The organism is Herbaspirillum rubrisubalbicans, assembly GCF_003719195.1.
GTDB lineage: Bacteria > Pseudomonadota > Gammaproteobacteria > Burkholderiales > Burkholderiaceae_D > Herbaspirillum > Herbaspirillum rubrisubalbicans.
Genome location: NZ_CP024996.1, coordinates 1374328 through 1398106, shown reverse-complemented (window position 1 = coordinate 1398106; position 23779 = coordinate 1374328). Strand labels below are relative to the sequence as shown.

The window sequence follows — 23779 nt, the reverse complement described above, 5'->3', positions numbered from 1 at the left end:
CCGGGAAATATTATGCAACAAGAAACATGAATTCTTGATGAAGGGATGCCGTCAACACCACGTTGTTGGTGGCTGACAACCAAGAAGGCCTAGGGCCCGGGAATGGATCAGATGCCGCTAAACCAGTTATAGCCCTGGTCTTCCCAGTATCCGCCCGGATTCTGGTTGCTCACGAAGATGGCCACCACATGCTTGGGATTCTTGAATCCCAGCTTGGTGGGCACCCTTACCTTGAGGGGGTAGCCATAGGCCGTCGGCAAGGCTTGCTGGCCGAAGTCGAGCGCCAGGATGGTCTGGGGATGCAGTGCGGTGGGCATGTCCAGGCTGGAGTAATAACGGTCTGCACACTTGAAGCCTACGTACCTGGCCGTCAGATCCGCGCCTACCGCCTGCAGGAACAAGCGCAGGGGAACGCCGGACCATTGGCCGATGGCGCTCCAGCCTTCGATGCAGATATGGCGGGTGATCTGCCCGGCCTGCGGCAACGCACGCAAGCGCTCCAGGGTCCAGGGCCGCTTGTCGCTGACCAGCCCGGAGACCTCCAGGCGCCAGGCACTGCCATCGATATCAGGCGCGTTGAATTCCTCGTAAAAGGCATTGAAGGGAAAGGGATCGATAATCTGGCTGGCCGCATAGGTGGGTGCCAGCTTCTGGCCACGGAACAGCATCGCCTGCACGCGGTCATTCCAGCGCGACATGGCCCACAGCACCTTATCCACGCTATCGTTGTCCTGCAGGTCGCAACCCGAGAGCATCGACAGCGCGCCCAGCGACAAGGCCGAACGCAGCAACAGGCGCCGCTCCACCTTCACCAGGGCCTGGCGATGGTCGCGCAGCGAAATCTCCTCGGCCGGTCGGGATGTCACATCGTCCTGTTTTTTCATGATGAGATTGCCTGCTTGTCGCGGCCCCCGGTGAGCATCGGGATCAGGGTCTTGGGGACGATCGCCACCAACGTCAGATGCACCACCACGAAGCCGGCAATACCGGCCATCGCGACAAAGTGAACCTTACGGGCGACATCGAAGCCGCCCAACAATGCCGCCAGCCCATCCAGCTGTACCGGCTTCCAGATCGCCAGCCCCGACAGCACCACCAGGATGCCCAGCAAGATCACGACCCAATACAGCAGCTTCTGCACGGCGTTATAAACACCAGGCTGATGCGGCAGACGAAAGCGCAGTGCCTGGCGTGCATCCTGTAAGACCTCTGACATGTGCAGGGGCAGAAGATGGCGACGGAAGTGTCCGCTGACACTTCCATAGATGAGATAGAACAGTCCATTGACCACCAGCAGCCACATGGCCGCGAGATGCCAGGCAATGGAGCCGCCCAGCCAGCCGCCCAAGGTCATCCACGGCGCAAACTTGAAGCTGAAGATGGGCGAGGCGTTATAGATGCCCCAGCCGCTACTGATCATGCAGGCGACGGCCAATGCATTGAGCCAGTGGGCGATACGCACGGCCAGCGGATGACGAACGGGAGGACGGGGCATCGTGGCACCTGCTTACATCGGCGGCGTGATGCCGTTCTTGCCGGCACTGATGCTGGCCGCGGTGAGGCTGCCATCGGCATTCTTGCGCGCCCGCACCACCACCTTCACGCCAGCAGCCAGCAGCGAACGGTCACCCGGTTCGAGGCTGACGATGGGCACATCGTCGGGCACGACGATCTTCTTTTCGCCATTCTTGTACTTCAGCGTCAGCGTGCGACCGTTGCTGGCGATGACATCACCCACGGTGCCATTGGTCATGGTGCTGTTGGGCGCCAGGTCGAAGGGACGATGGCCATCGCCGGTACCGGCCATGGACGGCGGGAATACGTGGACCTCCAAGGCCTTCTGCGAACCGTCCGGCTGCGGAATACCCGCCGCGCCGATATAGCTGCCGGGCTTGATGTCGTTGATGTTGGCCAGGGAAATGGCGGCCACGCGGGTGTCCTTGTCGAGCGTCACGCTCTGCTCGCCACCGCGGTTGCTCTTGACGACCAGTTTTTCGTTACCAACCGAGACGATGACACCGCGGATACCGACCATGGCTGGCGTTTGTGCCATGGCCGCCGTGCTCAACAATTGACCGGCAAGCAGCGCCGGCACCAGGGCGCTGCGAAAGACTTGGGACAGGGATATCTTCATCATGACGGAGAGGCGCTCATAGGCCTGGGTTGGAAAGGGAAATTTGATTGTAGGCAAGCCAAGGCGTCATTCGAATGACATTTGAATGACAAAAATGTCATATTTATCGCGTAATAGGTGAAGGAAAAAGGATACTCCCCGAGGGGGGAGGCAACCGCTCAGGCAGCGGTCTTTGCTCAAGCGCGCAGCCTCCTTGCATCTGGAAACTGGGAAACTGGGAAGCTGGGGGGTGTCGAGAGAGCCGCTAAAGGGCATCGATCCTCGGTCGCAGCAGAGCTGCCATCGAGGATCGAGAATGGTCAGGCCATCGTTGAAGAACTGGACTGCTTAGAACTCATTTCATCAATAGGCGTGAGATGCGTTCTAGTTGTCCTGATGCACCCAGTTGAAACTGAGCGACGTCGGCTTTTCACCCACGCTCACCTTGGTGCTCTTCTTGACGCCGTTGTAGACCGCCGTGATTTCATACTCGCCAGCGGGCAGCTTGATGTTGGTCATGGGGCCGGCGCTGGGCAGGCTGAAGACGCTCTTGCCCTGATGGTCGTTCACGTTGAGCTTGACGTTGCTCACGAAGGCGCCGTCCTTGGCTTCGGAAAACAGCAGGCGCAGGTTGTAATCCTTGGCCGCCTCGCGCAGCTTGTGCTGCTCGCTGGCGCCGATGCCGCCGTTCATGTAGGCCACACTGCCCTGCACGCTCTGGGCGTAGGTGAGCGGGGCGGCCAGACCGGCGAGGCCGAAGACGATGGCGCTGATGGCGGTGATCTTGTTGATGTCCATGATGGCTCCTTGTCGTGGTTCAGGATGAAAAGCGCTGCCGCACGAGGCGGTCCACCGGATAGCGCTGCGGCTAACGTCGAGGCTTCCGATGGGCTTACTGTAGGACCGCAGAATTAAGAAAGACTTAATGCAGATACCCTGCGCCAAAAAAGATTCCCTGCCCTCATGTCATGCAGTGGCGGGGGGTGCTAGGGCCTGTGTCTGCGGCCGCAGGCTATGTTCGATCTCGCCCAGCCGCTGGGCATACAGCGCAATGATGTCCTGCTTGCGCTCCAGTGCTTCTGACAGTGCAGCCAGACGAGCAGTACAGATAGCAGCCACTTCGCCAGCCAGTTGCTCCAGGCTGACCTGTACGGTTTGCCCCAGCGCCGCGTACAGTTTTTCATAGGAAGGCGGCAAGTCGCCCGCCACGGCGGCCTCATACGCGACCCCGGTAGGCAGGGCCAGTGGCACCACTGCCGGTGCCGACAATACGTGATGATCAAGCACGGCGCGCGCATGACGCTCGAAGGCGTGCATGAGCGGCGCTTGCAGGCTCGCCAGCACGGCGGCCACATCACCGGTGGCGGCGTGTTTTTCCAGCAGCGCCGGCAAGCCCGGCATCAGTTCGCGCCAGGCCAGTTGCACGATGCGCGCCTGCTGTGTCGGCAGGGCTTGCTGTTGCGCGGAGATCAGTTGCTGCAGGTCGGCCAGTGCCGGCAGGGTCCGCTCCTTCAGCGGGGCCAGCACGTCTTCCTGTAGATGGTGCAGCAGCACTTCGGCCGGCTTGCGCTCGCGGTAGGCCATGGCCGGGGCCAATAGCGCCAGCAAGGTGGCATACAGGCGTTCGAATCCGGCCGCCTCCATGACCGCGGCATCGGCTCCCTGACTGCGTGCCACGTAGGCCGAGACCGAAACCGGTGTCTTCAACTGGCTCAGCGCCACGCCCAGCGATTGCAGCTTGTCGGCGGCGCGGGCGCGCACGTCGGCTTCCTGGTCGGCGCGATTGGCAGCACTCTTGTTGCGCAAGCGCTTGACGATCTGGCCGTCGACTTCGTCTTCTTCGATCACGTCGCTGCGGGTGAGCACCGGCAGCAGCGGCTTGCCGCGGCGCAGTTCGCGCGCCAGTTCATCTAGCTCCTGCACCTGGCCGGGCGAGGTCGAGCTGGTCAGCCACAGCACGGCGTCGGCGCTGTCCAGGAAGCGCTGGGTCAACGCGGCATTGTCATCGGTGGCCGAATGCAGGCCAGGGGTATCCAACAGGACCAGGCCATCGCCCAGGCATACCCCTTGCAGACGCGCCGTCGTTTCGGTGGCGCCTTCGTGGAAGGATTCTTCACTTTCTACCAGTTGCCCGTCGTGCAGGTGGAAATACTGCACCGTCTGGCGGCGCTGGGCAAAGCGCTGCGCGAGAAAGTTGCATAGCGAGCTTTTACCGGCATTGAACTTGCCGAACACCAGCAGCATCAGCTTGCCCTCGAAACGCTGGGCCAGCGCGCGCGCCGGCGCCAGCGCCAGCCATTGCTGGTGGCGCCGCTGCTGCTGGTGCGCCAGGGCCTGATGCAGGGCAGTGATGCGCTGGGCCAGCGGGCTGGTTGCCTGCAGACCGCTGGCATCGATCTGTCCAGCCTGCAGGGCTTGGCGCAAGTCACTGAGCCAGTCGCGCAAGGCGTCCAACAGCGGTTGCAGGTCAACGCCCTCCTTTGCCTGGCTGGCGATGGCTTCGATGAAGCGCTGTTCCTGGGTGCTCATGCCAGCTCCACCGCGCGCAAGCCATCGAGCGCGCCCAGGGCACGGGTGTTGGCGGAGAGCAGCGACTCGGCGCCAACGATGGACTGCTGCAGAGCCTGGCGGTCTTCCGACAGTTCGTAGTAGTGCAGGAAGGATTGCATCAAGTGCGCGCGCCCGGCGGCTTCGCAGAACTGGCGACGCAGGTCGGCGCGGTATTTGATGGAAATCCCCATGACGGCCACCATCACCGTATCGAGGCTGCCCACCGAGGTACGCTGGCTGGCCGGCAAGCCTTCCACCCCGTGCTGGATCAGGTGGCTGCGAATGGCGATGCAAGCGCGCGAATAGGCCACATGGATGCGTGCACGTTCGCGCTTGCCGGCAGTAAGTTTGAATTCATCGGCGGCGCTATCGGGGACCAGCGCCGGGTCCTCGCCCGGCACTTGCACCGCTTGCACGATGGGTAGCAAGTCTTGCTGCACCTGCTCCAGCACCGCCTGCAAGCCTTCTTCGAAATCCTGGCGCTGCTGACGCTGGCGCTGCTGCAATTGCTCCACCTGGGCCAGCGCGGCTGCCTGCTGTTGCTGCAATTGCTGGTCGATCTCGCCCAGCAGCAGGCTGCGCTCATGCTGGCGCGCCGCCGGCACCTGTTGCGCCACCTCACGCAGCAGCGCTTGCAGGGCGGGGATGCCGCTCTTTTGCAGCAACAGGGGCTTGCCGCCTTCCACGCCGCTACGGTGGCGAGTGGAAGACACCGGATGCAAGGCCAGGCCCGGCGCCTGGGCCTGGATCGCCTGGCTGACCTTGGCCAGTTGTTCGTCATCGGCCATCTGGTCCACCTGCGTGAGCACGAAGATCGTCTGACGCCGGGTGCGCTGCTGGTCTGCGCGCAGGGCTTGCAGGAGCTGGCGTTCGGCCGCATCCAGTTCGCCCTCCTTGGCGGCATGGACGAACAGGCGCACATCGGCCTGCAACCAGGTCGCTTGCTGGGCGTGCAGATCATCCTGCTCGGCCACATCGGCATCCAGGCCGGGGGCGTCCAGCCAGCGCAGCTCGGCGTGGTGGTGTTCGGACAGGGTCACGGTCTGGCGACGATCGGCCACGGCGAACACGTCGCGGCCCATCAATTCATTCAACAGCCGGCTCTTGCCGTGGTTGTACTTGCCCACCACGGTCACGGTGGGCGCGGCCCGGCGCTGCGCCAGCAGCCGCAGGCGCGCCAGGTCGTGGGCACGCGCCGGGGCCACGGCCAGGATGTCGCCGGCCAAGGGGTCGAAGGGGGTGTCATGCAGGGGCATTGCAGTCTCCATCCAGATCATGTTTTTTTAAGGGGGCGGCCGATCAGCCAGTAGGCGCTCATGCCGAAGACCACACCCCAGAATGCCGCGCCCAGGCCAAACAGGCTCATGCCGGAAGCGGTGGCCAGGAAGGTGATGACGGAGGGCTCCAGGTAGCCGCCCTCCTGGCTCATCAGCCGCAGGTTGGAGACAATGGCGCCAATCAGCGCCAGGCCGGCCAGGGCGGCGATCAATTCCTTGGGGAAGGCGGCAAACAGGGTCACGATGGACGCCGCAAAGGTGCCACCGATGAGGTAGAAAACGCCATTGGCGATGCCGGCGATATAGCGCTTGCCGGGTTCAGGATGGGCATCCTTGCCGGTACACAGGGCCGCTGTGATGGCCGCCAGCACGATGGTGATGCCACCGAAGCAGGCCATCGCCAGCGAGGCCAGGCCGGTGCCGGTGACCACCGCGCGCGTGGGCGGATGGTAACCGGCCAGTTGCAGCACCGCCATGCCCGGCAGGAACTGACCGGTCAGGCTCACCAGCACGAGCGGCACGGTCAGGCTGAAGAACACGCCCAGACCCACATGCGGGGCGATGAAGACGGGCCGCGCCAGTTCCAGGCTCACTGCCCCCAGGTCGGTCTTGCCACTGGCGAAGGCCACCGCGAAACCGGTCAGTGCCACCACCACGATGCCATAGCGCGGCCACCAACGGCGTCCCGCCAGGTAGGCCGCGAGCATGGCAAACACCATCAGCGGCGCGCCCACGCTGGAGCGAAAGGCTTGCACCCCGAACTGGAACAGGATGCCGGCCATCATGCCGGCCGCGATGCCTTTGGGGATGAAGGCCAGGATCTTTTCGAAGTAACCGGTCACACCGATGGCAATCAGGATGAGCGCGGCCATCAGGTAAGCCCCCACCACCTCGCTCATGCTGATGCCGGGGAAAAGACTCAACAACAGCGCCGTGCCCGGCGCTGACCAGGCAGTGATGATGGGCAGCCGGAACCACCAGCTCAAGAGCAGGCCGCTCACGCCCGCCCCCATGGAAATGGCCCACACCCAGGACACCAATTGCGGCGTGGGCACCTGGCCGGCGTGCGCGGCTTGCACGAAGATCACCAGCGGTCCTGCATAGGAAATCAGGACTGCCAGGAAACCGGCTACCCAGGCGGTGAGCGAGCCTTGTCGTTGGACCATGAATCGTTCCTTGCTGATACGTCTGAGATGGCTGAGATGGCACAAATGACACAAAAGGCCCGGCGCCCGGGTGGAAGTCCACCGCAGGCGCCGAACCAGCGATCCGTGAATCGATCTTAAACGCTGCGCGACACCGGCGTGGCCGTGACGCTGGGCGCCGCAGGAGTCACCGGACGGGCATGACGGTAACGCAGCATGAAGATGCCCATGGCCAGCGCCGCCACCAGGCCGGGGATGGCAAAGACCAGGAAGTTCATCTTCAGCGGCAGGGCCGCCGCCATCAACGCGCCACCCAGCAAGGGACCGACAATGGCACCCGAGCGCCCCACACCGGAGGCCCAGCCAAGACCGGTGGAGCGGCTGGCCAGCGGATAGAACTGGGCGGTGTTGGCGTACAGCAGGATCTGGGTACCGATGGTGGTCGCGCCAGCCACGATGATGAGCAGGTACAGCACCGGGGTCGGGCTATTGAAGCCCAATAGCGCAATGGCTACCGTGCCCACGGTAAAGAAACTCACCACCACCTTGGGCAGGGTGAAGCGATCGCCCAGCCAGCCGCCACCGATGGCGCCGACCACGCCGCCGAAGTTGAGCGCCAGCAGGAAGGACAGCGAAGAACCCAGGCTGTAGCCGGCACTGGCCATGAGCTTGGGCAGCCAGGAGCCGAGCGCATAGACCATCAACAGGCAGCAGAAGAAGGCAATCCAGATCATCAGCGTACCCACCGGGCGATCCTGCTTGAACAGGTCCAGCATCGGTGCGCCTGCCCCCTTGGCATCGGCTTGCACCAGTTGGGTATCGGCGTCGATACGCAGGTGCGGTGCGACCTGGGCCAGCATGGCGGGGGCCTGCTCCTGCCTGCCGGCACGCAGCAGGAAGCCGACCGATTCCGGCAGCTTCCACAGGATCAGCGGCAGCAGCACCAGCGGCACGGCGGCGGCGAAGAACATCGATTGCCAGCCGAAATTGGGCAACATCCAGATCCCCAGGCCGGCACACAGCACGCCACCCAGCGAATAGCCGCTGAACATGATGGCCACCAGGGTGCTGCGCAGGCGCTTGGGCGCATATTCATTCATCAGCGCCACGGCATTGGGCATGAGACCGCCGCAACCGAGACCGGCCAGGAAGCGATAGACGCCGAACTCGTTGGGCGTGCTGGAAAAACCGCTTAGGAAAGTGGAAACGCTAAAGAGCACGAAGCTGATCGCCACGCCCTTCTTGCGACCGATGCGGTCGGCCAGCGGGCCGAAGATGAAGGCGCCGAACATCATGCCGAACAGCGCATAGCTACCCAGCGCACCGGCCTGTACCGGCGACAGGCTCCAGTGCTTCATCAGCACCGGCAAGACAGCGCCGTAGATAAAAAGGTCATAGCCATCGAACACCAGCAGCAATGCGCATAGGCACATCACCATCCAGTGGAATCGGGTAAAGCCTGCGCCATCGATGATCTGGCTGACTTCCTGGTTTTTCATGGGGTCTCCTCCGTTATGTCGGTCATGTTCTGTCGTTGTTATGGGTATGTGGTGCTGCAATCAGGCTCAGGTCTGGGACGCCTCCTTCTTGCGCAGATGCGCCACGGCCTTGATCTCGATGATGTAGCCGGGCGCCCCGCCCAGCATGTGGGCGCCGATGGCGGTCCAGGCCGGCAGCGGATAGGCGCTCAGGTAACGGTTGCGCACCTTGATGAACAGCGGCAGGTCACGCATGTCGGTGTGGAAGGTGGTCAGGTCGACGATGTCCTCCAGCTTGCCGCCAGCGCTCTCCAGCACCTGCTTGAGGTTCTCGAAGGCTTGCACGATCTGGGCTTCGCGCGGCTCCACCAGTTGCATGTCGGGGCCGCGGCCGATCTGGCCGGATACATACAGCACCTCACCCACCAGCACGCCGGGGGCATAACCGATCTTGTCGTAGACGTCTTCCATTCCCTTGGGAATGATGGCCTGGCGCTCGGACATGGGGGTTCCTTATAAGAAATGCAGAAGATGTAAGAGGTATGAGCTCTGATGACGCCTTGATGAAATCAGCCGTTATCACCCGCCGCCACCGGCAATACCGTACCGGTGATATAGCTGGCCTCATCGGAGGCGAGAAAGAGGATGGGCGCGATCTGCTCTTCCAGCGTGGCATAGCGTTTGAAGAAGGTGGAGCTGGTGACCTGCTGCACGGCTTGCTGCATCCACGCCTGTTCCTGGGCACTGTCGCCGTCGGCATTGCGCGGCACCCGGCGCGGCGGAGCCTCGGTACCACCCGGTGCAGTGGCCACCACGCGGATGCCCTGCTCGCCATACTCCATGGCCAGTGCCGTGGTCATGGCATTGACCCCACCCTTGGCCGCCGAATACGGCACGCGGCGGATACCGCGCGTGGCATTGGAGGAGACGTTGACGATAGTGCCGCTCCCCTGGCGCAGCAGATACGGCAGCACGGCGTGACAGCCATAGAGCGTGGGCATGAGCGAGCGGCGGATCTCGGCATCGATCTGGGCCGCCTCGAACTGGTCATAGGGCCGCATACGGATGGCCCCGCCCACGCCATTGATGAGGATATCGATGCGGCCATAGCGCGCGATGGCCTGCGCCATGGCCGCCTGCGCACCGGCATAGGTTTCCAGATCGGCGACAAAGCCGCTGCCCCGTCCGGCCTCGGCTTGGGCCGCGACTTCATCGATGAAATCGGCACGGTCCACCAGCAGCACCTGGCCACCTTCGGCCGCGATGCCCAACGCCACGCCGCGCAGGATGCCCTGGGCAGCGCCGGTGACCACCGCTACCTTGCCGGCAAAACGGGCGCGCACGGCGGGGCCGCTCATGCTGCCACCGCCACCGGCTGACTGGTGACGAACTTCTCGTAATGGAAGCTGGCCGGGGTGATGCCCTGGGACTGGAAGTGCTTCTGCACCGCCTCCACCATTGGCGGCGGGCCGCACAGGTAGACATCCACCGCGCCCTCATGCAGCACCTCGGCCGGCATGTGCTGGGTCACGTAACCCTGACGCGGATGGGCGGTGGCGGGGTCGGCCACGCAGGTGGTGAAACTGAAGCCCGGCAGACGTTGCGCCAGCGCTTCCAGGCGCTCCACCAGGACCAGGTCCTGGTCGCGGGTGACGCCATAGATCATATGCACCGGCTGGCTCACCCCCTGGCGCAGCAGTTCTTCCAGCATCGACAGGAACGGGGCCAGACCGGTACCACCGGCCAGCATCAGCACCGGCCGGGTGACCGGGCGCAGGTAGAAGCTGCCCAGGGGGCCGGTCAACTCCAGCGCTGCACCGGCACGGGCGCCCGCCAACCAAGCGCTCATCAGGCCGCCCGGCACGTTCTTGATGAGAAAGCTCATGCGCGCCGCCCCCGAGGGTGAGCTGAAGGAATAGGCACGCTGCTGGCCGCTGCCGGGTACGCCGATGTTGACGTATTGGCCCGGCAGGAAGACCGGCGCATCGGCCCCCACCTCCAGCACCAGCTCGAAAGCCGCCTCGCCAAAGGCGGTGACGGCGGCCACCTTGCCACTGAACTTGGCGCTGCCGGTCTTGCAGGCAGTGGAAGCGACCGGCACGGCAATGACGCAATCCGACTGCGGCACCATCTGGCAGGTCAGCACCATACCGGCCTCGGCTTCCTCGCTGTTCAACGCCTCCTCGATGTAGTCGTCGCCCAGATCGTACTGGCCACTCTCGGCACGGCACTTGCAGGTGCCGCACACGCCATCGGAACAATCCATGGGCAGGTTGATACGCTGGCGAAAGGCCGCGTCCAGTACTTTTTCCTTGGCCCCGCAATCGATGATGCGGGTGACCCCATCCTCGAAGTTGAGGGCAATGCGATAGCTGCTCATCTTGTGTCTCCTGCTGCCGGTCAGACGTGATAGACGTCGATGACCTGGCGGATATAGTCGTTCTTGAGGACGATCTTCTTGCGGGCAATCAAGAAGCCACCCTCGACCTTGCGCAAGCTCGCCAGCACCGTGCCGAAGAACTGGTCAGTGATCTTGTAGCGATGCGACAGGGTCTGGAAGTTGTAACGCACCTCGACCACATCGTCATGCTCTTCCAGGATTTCCACATTGGCGATCATGTGGCTGGTCCGCGGCTCCGGCATGGAGGCGCTGGAACGCTCGGTCTTGATGCGGAACACGCGGTCTTCCAGACCATCGCGGTTGGCGTAGTACATCAGCGAGATTTCGCGCTGCGGGTCTTCGGTGAGCTGATCATCGTCGTCCCAGGCCGGCATCCAGTATTCGACGTCGGGGGCATACAGTTCCAGCCAGGGTTCCCACTGGCGTTCATCCAGGTAACGGGCCTCGCGATAGAGGAAGGCGCACACGGCGTTCAGTTCGACAGGCTGGCTCATTGCTGTGCTCCTTGCCCGGCGGCGGCGCGTTCCTTCTTGACGGCCTGGCGCATCTGCTCGGTCCAGTAGTGGTGCTGGCAGACGAACAGGCCTTCGTCTTCGCTGCGCTCGCCACTGAGTATGGGATTCATGCCCATTTTCTTCGCATTCTCATCCGGTCCTTGCTTCCACAGCGGCGCCCCGCGACTCATGTCATTCCAGCGCACGGCCGAACCGGCATAACCCGCCTGGCAGGCGCGGAACTCTTCGAGATCATCGGCGGTACCCATGCCGGAGACGTTAAAGAAATCTTCATACTGGCGAATACGCACGCGGCGGTCTTCAGCGCTCTCGCCCTTGGGACCGAAGCAGAAGATGCTGATCTCGGTCTTGTCCACGCTGATCGGGCGCGCCACGCGGATCTGGGTGCCGAACTGATCCATCAGGAACACGTTGGGATACAGGCACAGGTTGCGGGTCTGCGCCACGATGGTGTCGGCGCGGGCCTGGCCCACGCGGGCCGCCAATTCTTCGCGCTGGTTCCAGATCGGGCGCACTTCCGGGTTCAGGGTATTGGTCCACAACAGGATATGGCCATTCTCGAAGCCATACACGCCGGCCACCGCCTTGCTCCAATTGTTGGCATCGGTGGCCTTGGTGCCGCCTTCCTTGCGGCGGCCCATGGTGGCCGCATAGTTCCAGTGCACGCTGCTGACGTGATAGCCATCGCAGCCGTTTTCCATCTGCATCTTCCAGTTGCCGTCGTAGAGGTAGCTGGAGTTGCCGCGCAAGACTTCCAAGCCGTTGGGAGCTTGATCGACGATCTGGTCGATGATCACGCGGGTCTCACCCAGATACTCTTCCAGCGGCAGTACGTCTTCCGACAGGCTACCGAAGAGGAAGCCGCGATAGCTCTGGAAGCGCGCTACCCGGGTCAGGTCGTGCGAGCCATTCTGGTTGAAGGAGACCGGGTATTCGGTGGTCTTCTCATCCTTGACCTTCAACAGCTTGCCGCTGTTGGAAAAGGTCCAGCCATGGAACGGACAGGTGAAGCTGCTCTTGTTGCCATGCTTGCGACGGCACAGCATGGCGCCCTTGTGGGCGCAGGCATTGATGACCGCGTGCAGCTCGCCGGTCTTGTCGCGGGTGACCACCACCGGCTGGCGACCGATCCAGGTGGTGTAGTAATCGTTGATCTCGGGAATCTGGCTTTCGTGGGCCAGATAGACCCAGTTCGATTCGAACAGGTGCTTCATCTCCAGTTCGAACAATGCTTCATTGGTGAAGATGTCGCGGCGGCAGCGGAAGATGCCATTGGTGGCATCTTCGTCCAGGGCGCTCTCCAGCAGGCGTTCGACGTCTTGGTACTTGTCGGCGGCGATGGTGTTCATGTGCGGTTTCTCCAGGGTGCAACCCGCCCCCCGCGATGGCAGCCAGCGCGGCAATTCATTCAGCGGGGGTGGGGCTAACGAGCTTGGCGCGGGGGCGCTCAGGCAGCCAGACGCGGGCGGTCGACGATCTGGTTGTCGGCACCGTTGACCAGCGACGTGAGCGTCATGTCGAAGACGATCTCGGCAAACGGACCTTCCAGGCCTTCGGCCTTGATGCTGGCCGCATCGGTGCGCTCGACCAGCGGCGGCACCAGACCTTCGCGGGTGGCGTAGGCGAAGTCGTCATAGATCAGAGGATCGCCATCGATGTTGATCTGGGTAGTCAGCTTGCGATGCCCGTCGGCGGTGACGAAGAAGTGGATGTGCGCCGGACGGTTGCCGTGACGACCCAACTGGTTCAGCAGGGCCTGGGTGGGGCCGGCCGGCGGGCAGCCATAGGCAGCCGGCATGATGCTGCGGAATTTGTAGCGACCCTGGGCATCGGTGATGATGGTGCGGCGCATGTTGAAGGGCTTTTGCTCGCCGGTCGGATCGAAGTGCGAATAGAAGCCCTTGGTATTGGCGTGCCAGACTTCGACCTGGGCACCCGGCATGGGCTTGCCATCGGCGCCGTAGATGGTGCCGTGCATGATGATGGTGTGGCCGTTCTTGTCGCTACCATCGTCCAGACGGGCGAAGCCTTGTTCCACCGGGGCACCAGCCACATACAGCGGGCCTTCGATGGTACGCGGGGTACCGCCGGTGATGCCCAGGGCGGCATCCTCGGCATCCATGCGCATGTCCAGGAAGCGGTCCAGGCCCAGGCCTGGCGAGAGCAAGCCAGCTTCGCTGGCAGTGCCCAGGCGGTTGATGTAGGCCACGCCGGCCCAGTATTCGTCCGAGGTGATTTCCAGGTCTTCGATGGTCTTGAACAGGTCCGACAGGATGCGATGCACGATCTGCTTGACGCGCGGGTTACCGCCTTCGGTGTCCAGGCCGCTGGCCAGACGCAGGAAGTCTTGTACTTCGGGGGTGCTGAAAATCTTGGCTGCCATGTTGAGTCTCCTTGGTTGAATTTTTTAATCGGGGTAAGTGCGATTCTTGTTTTATCCGGCCAGTTGGGCCGGCCTCACTGCTGTTATTGTTGCCCCTTGCTTGCGGTCGCGTCGGAAGTATTGCACACGCTCTTCATCGAGCACGATGCCAAGCCCCGGGCCGTTCGGAATGGCCAGTTGGAAATCCTTGTACTGCAAGGGCGTGGCCAGGATTTCCTCGGTCAGCAGCAGCGGCCCGAACAACTCGGTGCCCCACTGCAATTCACGGAAGGTGGCAAAGGCATGGGCCGAAGCGATGGTACCGATGGCGCCTTCGAGCATGGTGCCGCCGTAGAGCTCGATGCCGGCAGCATCGCCAATGGCCGCCACCTGCTGGGCCGCACGCAGGCCACCCGATTGTTCGATCTTGATGGCAAACACGTCCGCTCCACCGATACGCGCCAGGGCAAAGGCCGAGGCCGGGCCGGTCAGCGATTCATCGGCCATGACGGCAATGGGGTGCTTGCCCTTCAGACGCGCCAAGGCCTGCACCGAGGCCACTGGCTGCTCCACCAGTTCGCAACCGGCATCGACCAGGCCGGCCAGGCCGCGCTGGGCTTCCAGCTCGCTCCAGGCCATGTTCACATCGACCCGCACCGCGCCGCGCTCACCCAGCGCCTTCTTGATGGCGGCCACGTGGGCCACATCGGCCTCCACCTCGCGCCGACCGATCTTGAGCTTGAAGATATTGTGGCGACGCTCGGCCAGCATCCGTTCGGCTTCGTCGATATCCTTGGCGGTGTCGCCCGAGGCCAGGGTCCAGGCAATCGGCAGGCTTTCGCGGGCCCGACCGCCCAGCAGTTGCGACACCGGCAGCCCGGTGCGCTGACCCAGCGCATCGAACAACGCGGTCTCGATGGCGCACTTGGCGAAGCGGTTGTCTTGAATGGCCTTGTTCAGGCGCGCCATGATAGCCGGGATCAGGCTGGCATCCGCGCCCAGCAGCAGCGGCGCGAAATAGGTATCGATGGCCAGCTTCATGCCCTCGGGCGATTCGGCACCGTAGGCCAGGCCACCGATGGTGGTGCCCTCGCCCACGCCGACGCTGCCATCCGAACAGTACAGGCGCACCAGCATCAGGGTCTGCCCATTCATCGTCGCCATGGACAATTGATGGGGCCGGATGGTCGGCAGGTCGACCAGGAAGGTCTCGACCCGCTCGATGAGAGCGGGAGCCGGGGCCGCCGCAGTGTGGAGGTGTTGTGAGGTATCCATGTGACGCATTGAACACCCGGAAGCCCTGCCATTGCCAACACTAAATACGTCTAGTCCCATACCTTTTTTATATAGTTAAAAAGCATTTCTATAAAAATCAAAGGATTAGAATTCTTTTATTTTTAAGAGATATGACCTCTGACCATGGATATCAGACAACTAAAGTACTTCGTCGCGGTGGCCAATACGCGCAACTTCACGCGTGCCTCCGAGCAGTTGCATATCGCCCAGCCACCCTTGAGTCGCCAGATCCAGTTGCTGGAAGAGGAGCTGGGCGTGCAGTTGATCCTGCGCAACAGCCGCCCGCTGCGCCTGACCGAAGCTGGCCGGATGTTCTATGAACAGGCCCTGCAGATCCTCAACCGCCTGGACCAGTTGAAGCATGCCACCCAGCAGATCGGCCTGAACCAGCGCCAGACGCTGTCCATCGGCTTTGTCGCCTCGACCCTCTATGGCGGCTTGCCGATGCTGGTGCGCAAGCTGCGCCAGCATTACCCCGAGGTCGATATCCAACTGCTGGAGCTAACTTCGATGCAGCAATTTGCCGCCCTCAAGTCGGGCCGCATCGACATCGGTTTTGGCCGCATCCGCGGCAATGACGCCACCGTGGCGCGCACCGTGCTGCGTGAGGAAAGACTGGTGCTGGCCATCCCGCCGGCCTTCCCGCTGGCGACCAGCCAGCAGCGTGTGAGCCTCAAAGAATTGCATGGGCAAAAGCTGATCGTCTACCCCAAGGAGCCCCGCCCCAGCTTTGCCGACCACATCCTGAGCCTGCTCAACGACCAGGACATCCAGCCGGCCGAAGTGCATGAAGTGCGCGAGATCCAGACCGCACTGGGCCTGGTGGCGGCCGAGTCGGGCCTATGCCTGATTCCGGCCTCGGCGCGGCTGCGTAATGACCTGCACTACCGGCTCATCGATGACACCCGCGCCACCTCGCCCATCATCCTGACCCACCGCATCAACGACAATGCCTGGTACATCGATGCGGTCAAGCAACTGGTGGCCGACATGTATGCCGAGCATCCAGCCTGGCTGGACATCGAGACCAGCTCCTTCCCGGCGGCTGCTTTTCCGATGCCGGAACGGCGCGATTAAAGCGCCAGATAGTCAGCCCAAGTTGACAGTGCGAGGCGCGCACGCCTAAACTCGGTTGTGCGAATAAAGGATGTATGTTCGCTTATCGAACAATGCAAGACCCCACCCATAACGACAATGGAGATCACATCATGCTGTTCATGGTTCAAATGCAGGTCAACATTCCCGCCACGCTCGACAAGGCCGTGGCCGATCAGTTGAAGAAGGATGAAAAGGAGATGTCGCAAAAACTGCAGCGCGAAGGCAAGTGGCGCGATCTGTGGCGCGTGGTCGGGCAGTATGCCAACGTGAGCATCTTCAACGTCTCCGGCAACGATGAGTTGCACAACCTCCTCTCGGCGCTGCCGCTCTATCCGTTCATGACCATTTCGGTCACACCGCTGACCCAGCATCCCTCGGCCATTGCCCAGATTGGCTGATGACCGGGGCATCTGACGCTTTTTGATTCACACATGCCCGTACCCACCGTCGCGTGGGGCGCGCCAAGGATTTCTCCATGCCATTTGCAACACTGAACGGAATCAAATTGCATTACCAGCTCGATGGCGATGCGGCCTTGCCGGTGCTGGTGCTGTCCAATTCGCTGGGCACCTCGCTGGCGATGTGGGAGCCGCAGATTGCCGAACTGAGCCAGCACTTCCGCGTGCTGCGCTACGACACGCGCGGCCACGGCCAGTCCGAGGTCACGCCCGGCCCCTACACCATCGCCCAGCTGGGCAGCGACGTGATCGCCCTGCTCGACCAGTTGGAGATTGCGCAAGCGCACTTCTGCGGTCTGTCCATGGGTGGCAGCACCTTCATGTGGCTGGCGGTGCATCACCCGGAGCGCGTGAACAAACTCATCCTCTGCAACACCGGCGCCAAGATCGGCACGGCCGAGGCCTGGAACAGCCGCATCGACACCGTCCTGCGTGACGGCCTGCCAGCCATCGCGCCGGCGGTGGTCTCGCGCTGGCTCACGCCCGAGTATGCCGAGCACAATCCACAGCAGGTGCAAGCGCTGACGGCCATGCTGCTGGCTACCCCGGCTGAAGGCTATGCCGGCGCCTGTGCAGCGGTGCGCGACAATGACCTGCGGGAAGCGATTGCCGGCATCCGCGCGCCCACGCTGGTGATTGCCGGCAGCGGCGACCTGCCGACGCCGCCGGCCGATGCGCAATTCATGCGAGCCACCATTCCCGGCGCGCTGTATGTGGAGTTCGATGCCGCCCACATCTCCAACCAGCAGCAACCGCGTGCCTTTACGCAGGCGGTGCGGCAGTTCCTGACGGAATGAATGTGAGAAGGTGAAATGGGGGATCCCGGTCCCCCGATAAAAACTTAAAGCCAGGCTTCCTGTTCGGCCTTGCGGTCTTCGCGTTGCATGGTTTCACACAAGCTGCGCAGTGTGGCCGGCAATGCTTGGCGTGCCAGCAAGTTTTGCAGCAGCAAGCGATCTCGTGGCGTCAAGTCCCACTTCTGCTTGGTCTGTGTCAACTCGACGCTGCTCATCTTATGCGCTTCCCAGCTCAGGCCGGCTTGCTCCCACAGCCGACCGACCGCACACGCGATATCCACGCCAGCCGGATCGGCATCAGCGCTGATCCAGGCCGGGCATGGCGCCTTGGTCAGCAAATGGGCCATCATCGCCTGCCATCCCAACGAGGGGCGTCCCGGCATCCAGAGCAGAAGCGTGCCATGGGGAAGCTTGCGCGCATTGCGTTCAAAACTGGTCCGGTTCTCGATCAGCCACCATTGCTGCACACCCTCCAGCCGCTCCAGGTGCTGCATGTCCTCGACCGGAATACCCAGAAAATGGACAGCAGACAATTCCATCTTGCGATTTGACCAGCACAGCTCCACCTCCCCTGCCAGCCATGCGGTCTGGGCAAAGCGGCTGATACCCAGGCGTTCAAGGTCGAAGACCGTATCCAGCCACTTCCATTCATTGGCCTCGATGGCCTTGGTCCCATCCCGCACGGACAAGGCAAAGTCTTGACGCATCCCCTGCTGACCACTATCGCGCCAGTGCGCCACCTGGAACATCAGATCGAGGCGTCGCTTCAAGGCCTCAAGGGTCAGCGACTTGGCTTTTTCCAGCGCTTCAATGGCCTGGGCCAACTCATCGTTGAGGTAAGGATCGGTATCGCCTTGCGCAAAACTGTCGAAACGGGCGATGAGCTGCTCTTTGGCTTGCGCCAGCTGCCTCTGGCGTTGTTGCTGGCGTTCGAGGGTGCCACTCACTCCCAACAGGGACTGTAGTTTGGTCAAGTCGCGCCAGGCAAGACTCACCCATTGCCAGTCGCACTTTGGCTTTCTGAACTCGGTGCAGGTCACCCAGCCATCGTCCAAAAGATGCTGAACCAACAGATCGCCGTCTTCAAGTCTAAAACCCTCGATCTTCTTCATGGCGATCTTCAGCAAGTTCTCTCGCTTGTGCTGCTTGGACTCATCTTCGTCCACCCACAGGCGCAGTGCAGCCATTTGATGCGGCTCGAAATGTCTCAGCACCGAGGGAACCGCTCCTGAGGCCCCCCGCTTCTGAAACTCTGTACCGTTTCGACGTTTTTTACCGATGGGCGTCGCGACCAAGTGGCTCATGCTGCCCCCTCTTACGCATCCAGCCGCAAGCGCCGCTGCAACACGCCGATAGGCGGCGCCCAGCGGGCCTCGCGTGGTTTCTTGGAAGTCACCAGGGTGACATCGGCGGGTTCGAAGACTTCCACGTTGTGCGTGATCGGCGTGGTCAGCACGTATTGCGCGCGGGTGGACTTGAGGAAGTTGCCGACCAGCTGGATGTTGCGCACGTCCAGGTGAGCAAAGGGTTCGTCGATGAAGACGAAACCACCCGGCATGTCGTCATCCTTCAACAAACCCACCAGCAGGATCAGCGACTTGATGACCTGCTGGCCACCGGAGGCCTCGCCGTCGTTCAGGCCGATCTCGCCCTTGCCGTCGAAGTTGAAGCTGACCTTCAGTTCGGCCTGGCGCAGGATGGCGTCGTCATTGTCCAGATGCGGCAGGTCGGCGCTGACCACCACCCCGGCCAAGGCACCCAGATCGACGATGTTCTTGCGGTAGCGGCGCACGGTGGCGCGCAACACGTCGATGTAGCGCTCGCGGGCATTGCCCACGGCTTCCTCGGCCTGGGCATTGCTGATCTTGCGCGAGTCCAGTTCATTGCGCTGGTTGCCCACCGTACCCTGCATGATGAGGTGCTTGTCCTCGACCGTGCCGTCTTTTTCCCACTGACCGGTTTCCAGTTCACTTTCCACCGACGCCATGCGCAGCTCGGCTTGCTTGGCATTGGTGTATTTGTCGTAGAGCGCTTGCAAGGCATCGGTGGCGATCCAGCGTTGCGGGAAGCGGCTTTTCTGCGCACGCGAAGCCAGCGCGCGGGCGCGCTGTTCGTCGTGGCGGATGCGCCAGTCGCGTTCCTGTCCGGCCAGGTCGCCTTCGGTGTCGCGCAGGCGACGTTGCAGGGCGTCGTGACGACCATCGAGGATGGTGCGCTGTTCGATGGCCTCGGCGTACTGGGCGTCAAGCTGGAACCAACGTTCACTGGCGGCCACACGGGCTTGCCGCAACGCCGGTAACTGGTGGCGTGCCTGGTCGAATTCTTCACTTCGGCGCACCAGAACCTCAGCCGCGAGGTGTCCTTCGGTAGCTTTGCGGGCCGCCTCCAGCTGGCGCTTGACTTCGCTTTGCTTGAGCACGATATCGGTCAGTTGCTCATCCAGCGTGGCCAGGCGTTTCTGGATCGAGGCCTGGCGTGAGGCCAGGGCCGCCGCACCGAATTGATAATCACCCGGATCGCGCCAGACACTGCGCCCGCCACGGCCATCGCGCCAGTAGGCTTGCGCAGTGATCCATTCGCCCCCACTGCTTGCCCCTTCGGCGGTATCGGCCACACGACGGATCTGCGCCAGTTGGCGCAGCAGCCAGGACGGTGCCTTGGCCGAGAAGCGCAACACCGCCAACAGACTCTCGGCCGGTGGCTGCGCAGTGGCGGTGGCGGCGTCGGCCACCACGTAATGACGATAGCGCTCGCGCTCGGCCAGGGCCATGGCGGCGGCTTCATCCTTGGGATCGTCCAGCACCACCACCCAGCACGAGGCCCGCAACACGCCTTCGGCGGCGGCCCGCCAGTGGTCGTCGGCAATCTCGATGACATCGGCCAGCAGGTGATGGGCGATGCCGGCCTGGCGCAGCGCGCGAGTGAATTGCTGCACGTCGCCCGGACGCGGCGCCTGGCGCTGGCCGGTCAGGCGTTCCAGCGCGCCGTTGGCGTCCTTGCGCTGTTGCTCCAGATCGCGCCAGCGGTCGTGCAGCGCGCTCTTTTGCTGCTCCAGTTCGTCCACCCGCGCCAGCAGTTGGGTGGCGTCGCCCTCCACGGCCGACAGCGCCAGCAGTTCATCGGCTTGCTTGACCAGTTCTTCCACCGGCTTTTCGGCGTCGCGCGCCTTTTGCTGGGCTTGTTGCGCCTCGGCCTTGTCGCGTTCCAGCGCGGCGACCTTGTCGCGTGCGGCCTGCTGTTGCGTCAGCAGGGCCGATAATTGCAGGGTGTCGCTGCTGCGCTGGCGACGCTGGCTGTTGTGGTGCAGGCGCTGGCGGTGCAGTTCCCGCAGGCGGGTGGCCGTGCCTTGCCGCTCTTCGTGCCAGCGCAATACCGGGATGACTTCCGTGGCCAGCATCTCGCGCTCGCGCAGCTTGCCCTGATATTGGCGATAAAGCGTTACGCGGCTGTCGAGCTGGGCCAGTTGCGCTTCGCTATAGGCCAGTTCCTGTTCGGCCTGGGCGACCTCGGCGGCCAGGTCGCGTTGATGGCGGCGTGCTTCTTCATAGCGATCCAGGACTTCCTGGTCACCAAAGACTTCGAACACCAGGCGCAGCAATTCCTTGGGCGAGAATTCGCACAGACGGTCGGTCTGGCCCTGCTCCAGCGCCAGCACGCGGGCAATGGCGCGCGACAGGCCAGCGCCTTCCAGGCGCTTGCGCCAGTGGTCCAGGCCCAGCCACTCCTTCTCGGGCAATTGCGCCAGGGTTTCGATGGCCACATCGCCATCGCTCATGCAGTAACGGCGCTGCCAGTCGCCGCCATTGCGCTCGATGCGGCAAGCCAGCGTGACCTGGTCGGCATAGAGCAGGTTGCGGGCGAAGGGACGGGTCGAGGTCTGACGGCCGTGCGGACGGTTGTCCACGGTGGCGCGCAGCCAGGTGGTGTCGGCATTGGCGTGGCGCGCATAGGTCTTGTAGCTGCGCCCACCCGAACACTCCAGGCCCAGCAGGGTGCGCATGGCGTCCAGCAGCGTGGTCTTGCCCGAGCCATTGGGGCCGGCGATGGTGATGATGGAACCGTCCAGGGGCAGCGTCAAACGCTGGCAATAGTCCCACTGCAGCAGTTCCAGCGATTGCAGGTGGAACATCAGGCGTCTCCCTCTTCGGTGGATGCGGTGGATTCGGTGGCTTGCGTGATATCGGCGGCATCCGCCTGGGCCGGACTGGCCTCGTCGCGGGCATTGGCGCGGGCCAGCACATCGCCCAGCGCGCCATCGAGGATGCGCGGGGCCAGGGCATCGTAGTCCAGCAGCAGATCCAGCAAGGGGCCTTCGGCGATATCGTCGCCCCGACGCAGGATGAAGCCATGGGCTTCCAGGCGGCGCAGGTTGGTATCCATGCGCGTCTTCTTGCCAAGCTGGTTGCCGAAGTCGGCCAGCAGCGCCTTGTAAGACACCACCGGACTGACCTCGGCGGCGCTGGGCATGGGTTTTTCGGTGTGGAACATTTCTTCCTGCTGCTCCACATGGTCACCGGCGGCGCGCGCCGACTGGCGCTCGCGCTTGGGCAGCACGATCAGCGACCACAGCACCACCAGCAGCGAAATCGCATCGCGCGGCAGATCCAGGTTGTTGTTGGCGTTCATGCCGGCCTCGCCGAAGACGGCGTACTCGGCCGGGCGTACCAGGGCCACGCTGATGTGGTCGGCGTGGATGTTGTCCACCAGGCGCAGGCCGACCTGGGCCAGGCGGTCTTGCAGCGCCTGCCACAGGTCGGCATCGACCAGTGCGCGGCGCACGCGCGGATGCTTGCGGGGCAGCCAGCGGCGCGCCAGCAGTTCGGCGGCCAACAGGCCTGCTTCGTCTAGGGTCTCACTCATGGGGTCTTTCCCGGGATGGATCTGGATGGACGGCCCCGGCGCTCATGGCGGCGACATCGGGGTCATCGATTTTTTCTACACGTGGCAGGAAGCCGACTTGCCAAGGCAATCTGGCCAGGTCGCCGGTCTGGCCTTGCAGGGTCTGGGCCTGGCGGTCGCCCAGCAGCGGCAGCAATTGCAGGCGGTAAGCGGCCTTGCCGAAACTGCCGCCCAGCACCACGGTCGATAGCGGCTGGGCTTGCGGCTCGCCGGACTCTACACCTTCCGGCAAGGCGCCCAGGCGGGTCAGTTGTTCGATCAATTCACCCAGCTCGGCCGGCATCCGCAAGGCTTCGATCTTGCCTTCCACGGCCTGGGCCGGAGGCGGCAAACCTTGCGAGCGCTGGGCGTCGGGACGGTCGCGCTCCAGCTCGCCCTCGGCCACGTCCAGCAATTCGTGACCGCTGACAAAGACCGGTTTCACACCGATCGAGAGCGCCTCGCCCATCAGCGAGCACAGGTCGGGATGCGCTTGCAGCCAGCGGCGCACGTCCGAGCTGGTGACCCCGGTGCTGCCCAGTGTCACGCGCTGGCGGTCGGCCTGTTGCAGGGCGCGGGTGAACTGGCTGGCCATGGTCAACAGGCGCGCCTGGCCATTGCCCAGGGCGCGGGCTTCGCGTTCCAGGCGGGCGTCGGCGTGTTCGCTGCGGATCAGGGCGGTCAGGGCTTCGCCGGCACGGTTGACCAGTTTCAGGGCGCGTTCGAAGCGTGGCTGGGCTTGGCGCAGCAAGGCTTCGGAGCCACTTTCGATGGCATCGGCGAACTGGTCGTGCAGGCGCGCCAACTGGGCGTGCAGATGGCGGATCTGGCTGGCGTCGGACAGGCCTAGCGCCTGCGCCCCGGCCACCTGGGCCAGCAGCGCGGCCATCTCGTCATCCTCGCCCACGGCGCGCGTCAAGGGCGCCAGCAAAGCTTGCACCTGCTGGGCGATGGGCGAGAGCTGGTAATCCTGGTCGGTGGCGTCCCAGACCAGGAGGCCGAGGTCGCGTAGGCGCTTCAGGGCGGCGTCCATGGCCTCGGGCTTCAAGGCATAGAACAGCTGGTTCAGGTCTTCGCGCTGCAGTCGGCCCTGCGGCTGGGCCGCCAGTTCGAGGAACATCCAGATGCGCAGGCGTGCCGCCGCCTGGCCACCGGAGACCAGGCCGCGCAGCGCGTCCAGCACGTCCAGGCGCTGCCCCAGGCCCCAGGCCAGGGGCGCTTCGGCCGCCAATGAGGGATCGCGGAAATAGCTCTCGAAGGAGCCGGATTCATGCTCATCGGCTAAGGGAGCGGGTTCGAAATCGTCTGTCAATTTGTCGTGGAGGTTGACCAGGCCTTGCCTGGAGCCTGCCCGGTACAGTGGGCGGACCGGCAAGTTTAGCAGGCTCGGGGGGCGGCCTCCAGCAAAGTG

At 63.4% G+C, this 23779-nt stretch carries 22 protein-coding genes; 3 read left to right on the top strand and 19 right to left on the bottom strand.

Going from position 1 to position 23779, the window contains the following annotated elements; genetic code table 11:
- Positions 1 to 107: 107 nt before the first annotated feature.
- The 15 genes from RC54_RS06215 to RC54_RS06145 all read right to left on the bottom strand — a co-directional run bounded on the left by RC54_RS06215 (position 108) and on the right by RC54_RS06145 (position 15116).
- Positions 108 to 884 (bottom strand): molybdopterin-dependent oxidoreductase, encoded by a 777-nt coding sequence (locus RC54_RS06215; protein ID WP_061789781.1) that lies wholly within the window; start codon positions 882 to 884, stop codon positions 108 to 110.
- Entirely contained in the window at positions 881 to 1495 is a 615-nt protein-coding gene (locus RC54_RS06210; RefSeq protein WP_061789780.1) for a cytochrome b/b6 domain-containing protein, read from the bottom strand. Before RC54_RS06210 ends, RC54_RS06215 begins: the two co-directional genes overlap by 4 nt.
- 12 nt (positions 1496 to 1507) lie before the next feature.
- Entirely contained in the window at positions 1508 to 2137 is a 630-nt protein-coding gene (locus tag RC54_RS06205; RefSeq protein WP_058894618.1) for a DUF5666 domain-containing protein, read from the bottom strand.
- A 360-nt stretch (positions 2138 to 2497) separates the two neighbouring features.
- A complete protein-coding gene (locus RC54_RS06200) occupies positions 2498 to 2911 on the bottom strand; it encodes a hypothetical protein (RefSeq protein ID WP_058894617.1) in 414 nt (137 codons plus the stop codon).
- A gap of 168 nt (positions 2912 to 3079) precedes the next feature.
- Complete coding sequence (locus tag RC54_RS06195) at positions 3080 to 4642, bottom strand: dynamin family protein (RefSeq protein WP_061789779.1); 1563 nt, start codon at positions 4640 to 4642, stop codon at positions 3080 to 3082.
- Positions 4639 to 5919, bottom strand: a complete 1281-nt coding sequence (locus tag RC54_RS06190) for a GTPase (RefSeq protein ID WP_061789778.1) — start codon at positions 5917 to 5919, stop codon at positions 4639 to 4641. The genes RC54_RS06195 and RC54_RS06190 overlap by 4 nt, the downstream gene beginning before the upstream one ends.
- A gap of 17 nt (positions 5920 to 5936) precedes the next feature.
- Positions 5937 to 7106, bottom strand: a complete 1170-nt coding sequence (locus tag RC54_RS06185) for a benzoate/H(+) symporter BenE family transporter (RefSeq protein WP_061789777.1) — start codon at positions 7104 to 7106, stop codon at positions 5937 to 5939.
- A 116-nt stretch (positions 7107 to 7222) separates the two neighbouring features.
- Positions 7223 to 8584: an MFS transporter gene (locus tag RC54_RS06180; protein WP_061789776.1), complete on the bottom strand. Its 1362-nt coding sequence runs from the start codon at positions 8582 to 8584 to the stop codon at positions 7223 to 7225.
- A gap of 66 nt (positions 8585 to 8650) precedes the next feature.
- Positions 8651 to 9067 (bottom strand): RidA family protein, encoded by a 417-nt coding sequence (locus RC54_RS06175; protein ID WP_058894612.1) that lies wholly within the window; start codon positions 9065 to 9067, stop codon positions 8651 to 8653.
- Positions 9068 to 9132: 65 nt separating this feature from the next.
- Complete coding sequence (gene benD, locus RC54_RS06170; RefSeq protein WP_058894611.1) at positions 9133 to 9921, bottom strand: benzoate diol dehydrogenase BenD; 789 nt, start codon at positions 9919 to 9921, stop codon at positions 9133 to 9135.
- Complete coding sequence (gene benC / locus RC54_RS06165) at positions 9918 to 10943, bottom strand: benzoate 1,2-dioxygenase electron transfer component BenC (protein WP_061789775.1); 1026 nt, start codon at positions 10941 to 10943, stop codon at positions 9918 to 9920. The genes benD and benC overlap by 4 nt, the downstream gene beginning before the upstream one ends.
- Before the next feature lie 20 nt (positions 10944 to 10963).
- Positions 10964 to 11458 (bottom strand): benzoate 1,2-dioxygenase small subunit, encoded by a 495-nt coding sequence (gene benB / locus RC54_RS06160; RefSeq protein ID WP_058894609.1) that lies wholly within the window; start codon positions 11456 to 11458, stop codon positions 10964 to 10966.
- On the bottom strand, positions 11455 to 12828 hold the full coding sequence (locus RC54_RS06155) for a Rieske 2Fe-2S domain-containing protein (RefSeq protein WP_058894608.1): 1374 nt from the start codon (positions 12826 to 12828) through the stop codon (positions 11455 to 11457). Before RC54_RS06155 ends, benB begins: the two co-directional genes overlap by 4 nt.
- A 98-nt stretch (positions 12829 to 12926) precedes the next feature.
- A complete protein-coding gene (catA, locus tag RC54_RS06150) occupies positions 12927 to 13862 on the bottom strand; it encodes a catechol 1,2-dioxygenase (RefSeq protein ID WP_061789774.1) in 936 nt (311 codons plus the stop codon).
- Between the two features lie 51 nt (positions 13863 to 13913).
- On the bottom strand, positions 13914 to 15116 hold the full coding sequence (locus tag RC54_RS06145; protein ID WP_058894606.1) for a muconate/chloromuconate family cycloisomerase: 1203 nt from the start codon (positions 15114 to 15116) through the stop codon (positions 13914 to 13916).
- A 144-nt stretch (positions 15117 to 15260) separates the two neighbouring features.
- Here RC54_RS06145 and RC54_RS06140 point away from each other — a divergent pair, with 144 nt between their 5' ends.
- The 3 genes from RC54_RS06140 (at position 15261) to pcaD (ending at position 17490) form a co-directional block, all read left to right on the top strand.
- Positions 15261 to 16214 (top strand): LysR family transcriptional regulator, encoded by a 954-nt coding sequence (locus RC54_RS06140; RefSeq protein ID WP_058894605.1) that lies wholly within the window; start codon positions 15261 to 15263, stop codon positions 16212 to 16214.
- A gap of 131 nt (positions 16215 to 16345) precedes the next feature.
- Positions 16346 to 16633, top strand: coding sequence for a muconolactone Delta-isomerase (catC, locus tag RC54_RS06135; RefSeq protein ID WP_058894604.1), 288 nt, complete (start codon positions 16346 to 16348; stop codon positions 16631 to 16633).
- A 77-nt stretch (positions 16634 to 16710) separates the two neighbouring features.
- Positions 16711 to 17490, top strand: a complete 780-nt coding sequence (gene pcaD, locus RC54_RS06130) for a 3-oxoadipate enol-lactonase (protein ID WP_058894603.1) — start codon at positions 16711 to 16713, stop codon at positions 17488 to 17490.
- A gap of 44 nt (positions 17491 to 17534) precedes the next feature.
- Here the strand turns inward: pcaD and RC54_RS06125 are convergent, their stop codons facing one another.
- Genes RC54_RS06125 through RC54_RS06110 form a run of 4 tightly spaced genes read right to left on the bottom strand, consistent with a single transcriptional unit; the run spans position 17535 to position 23680 of the window.
- Complete coding sequence (locus RC54_RS06125) at positions 17535 to 18794, bottom strand: toprim domain-containing protein (RefSeq protein WP_244216451.1); 1260 nt, start codon at positions 18792 to 18794, stop codon at positions 17535 to 17537.
- Between the two features lie 11 nt (positions 18795 to 18805).
- Positions 18806 to 21619 (bottom strand): ATP-binding protein, encoded by a 2814-nt coding sequence (locus tag RC54_RS06120; protein WP_061789772.1) that lies wholly within the window; start codon positions 21617 to 21619, stop codon positions 18806 to 18808.
- Positions 21619 to 22350 carry a DUF4194 domain-containing protein gene (locus RC54_RS06115; RefSeq protein WP_061789771.1) on the bottom strand — a complete coding sequence of 244 codons (732 nt, stop codon included), beginning with the start codon at positions 22348 to 22350 and terminating at the stop codon, positions 21619 to 21621. Before RC54_RS06115 ends, RC54_RS06120 begins: the two co-directional genes overlap by 1 nt.
- Positions 22343 to 23680: a hypothetical protein gene (locus RC54_RS06110; protein WP_058894599.1), complete on the bottom strand. Its 1338-nt coding sequence runs from the start codon at positions 23678 to 23680 to the stop codon at positions 22343 to 22345. Before RC54_RS06110 ends, RC54_RS06115 begins: the two co-directional genes overlap by 8 nt.
- Positions 23681 to 23779 lie beyond the last annotated feature (99 nt).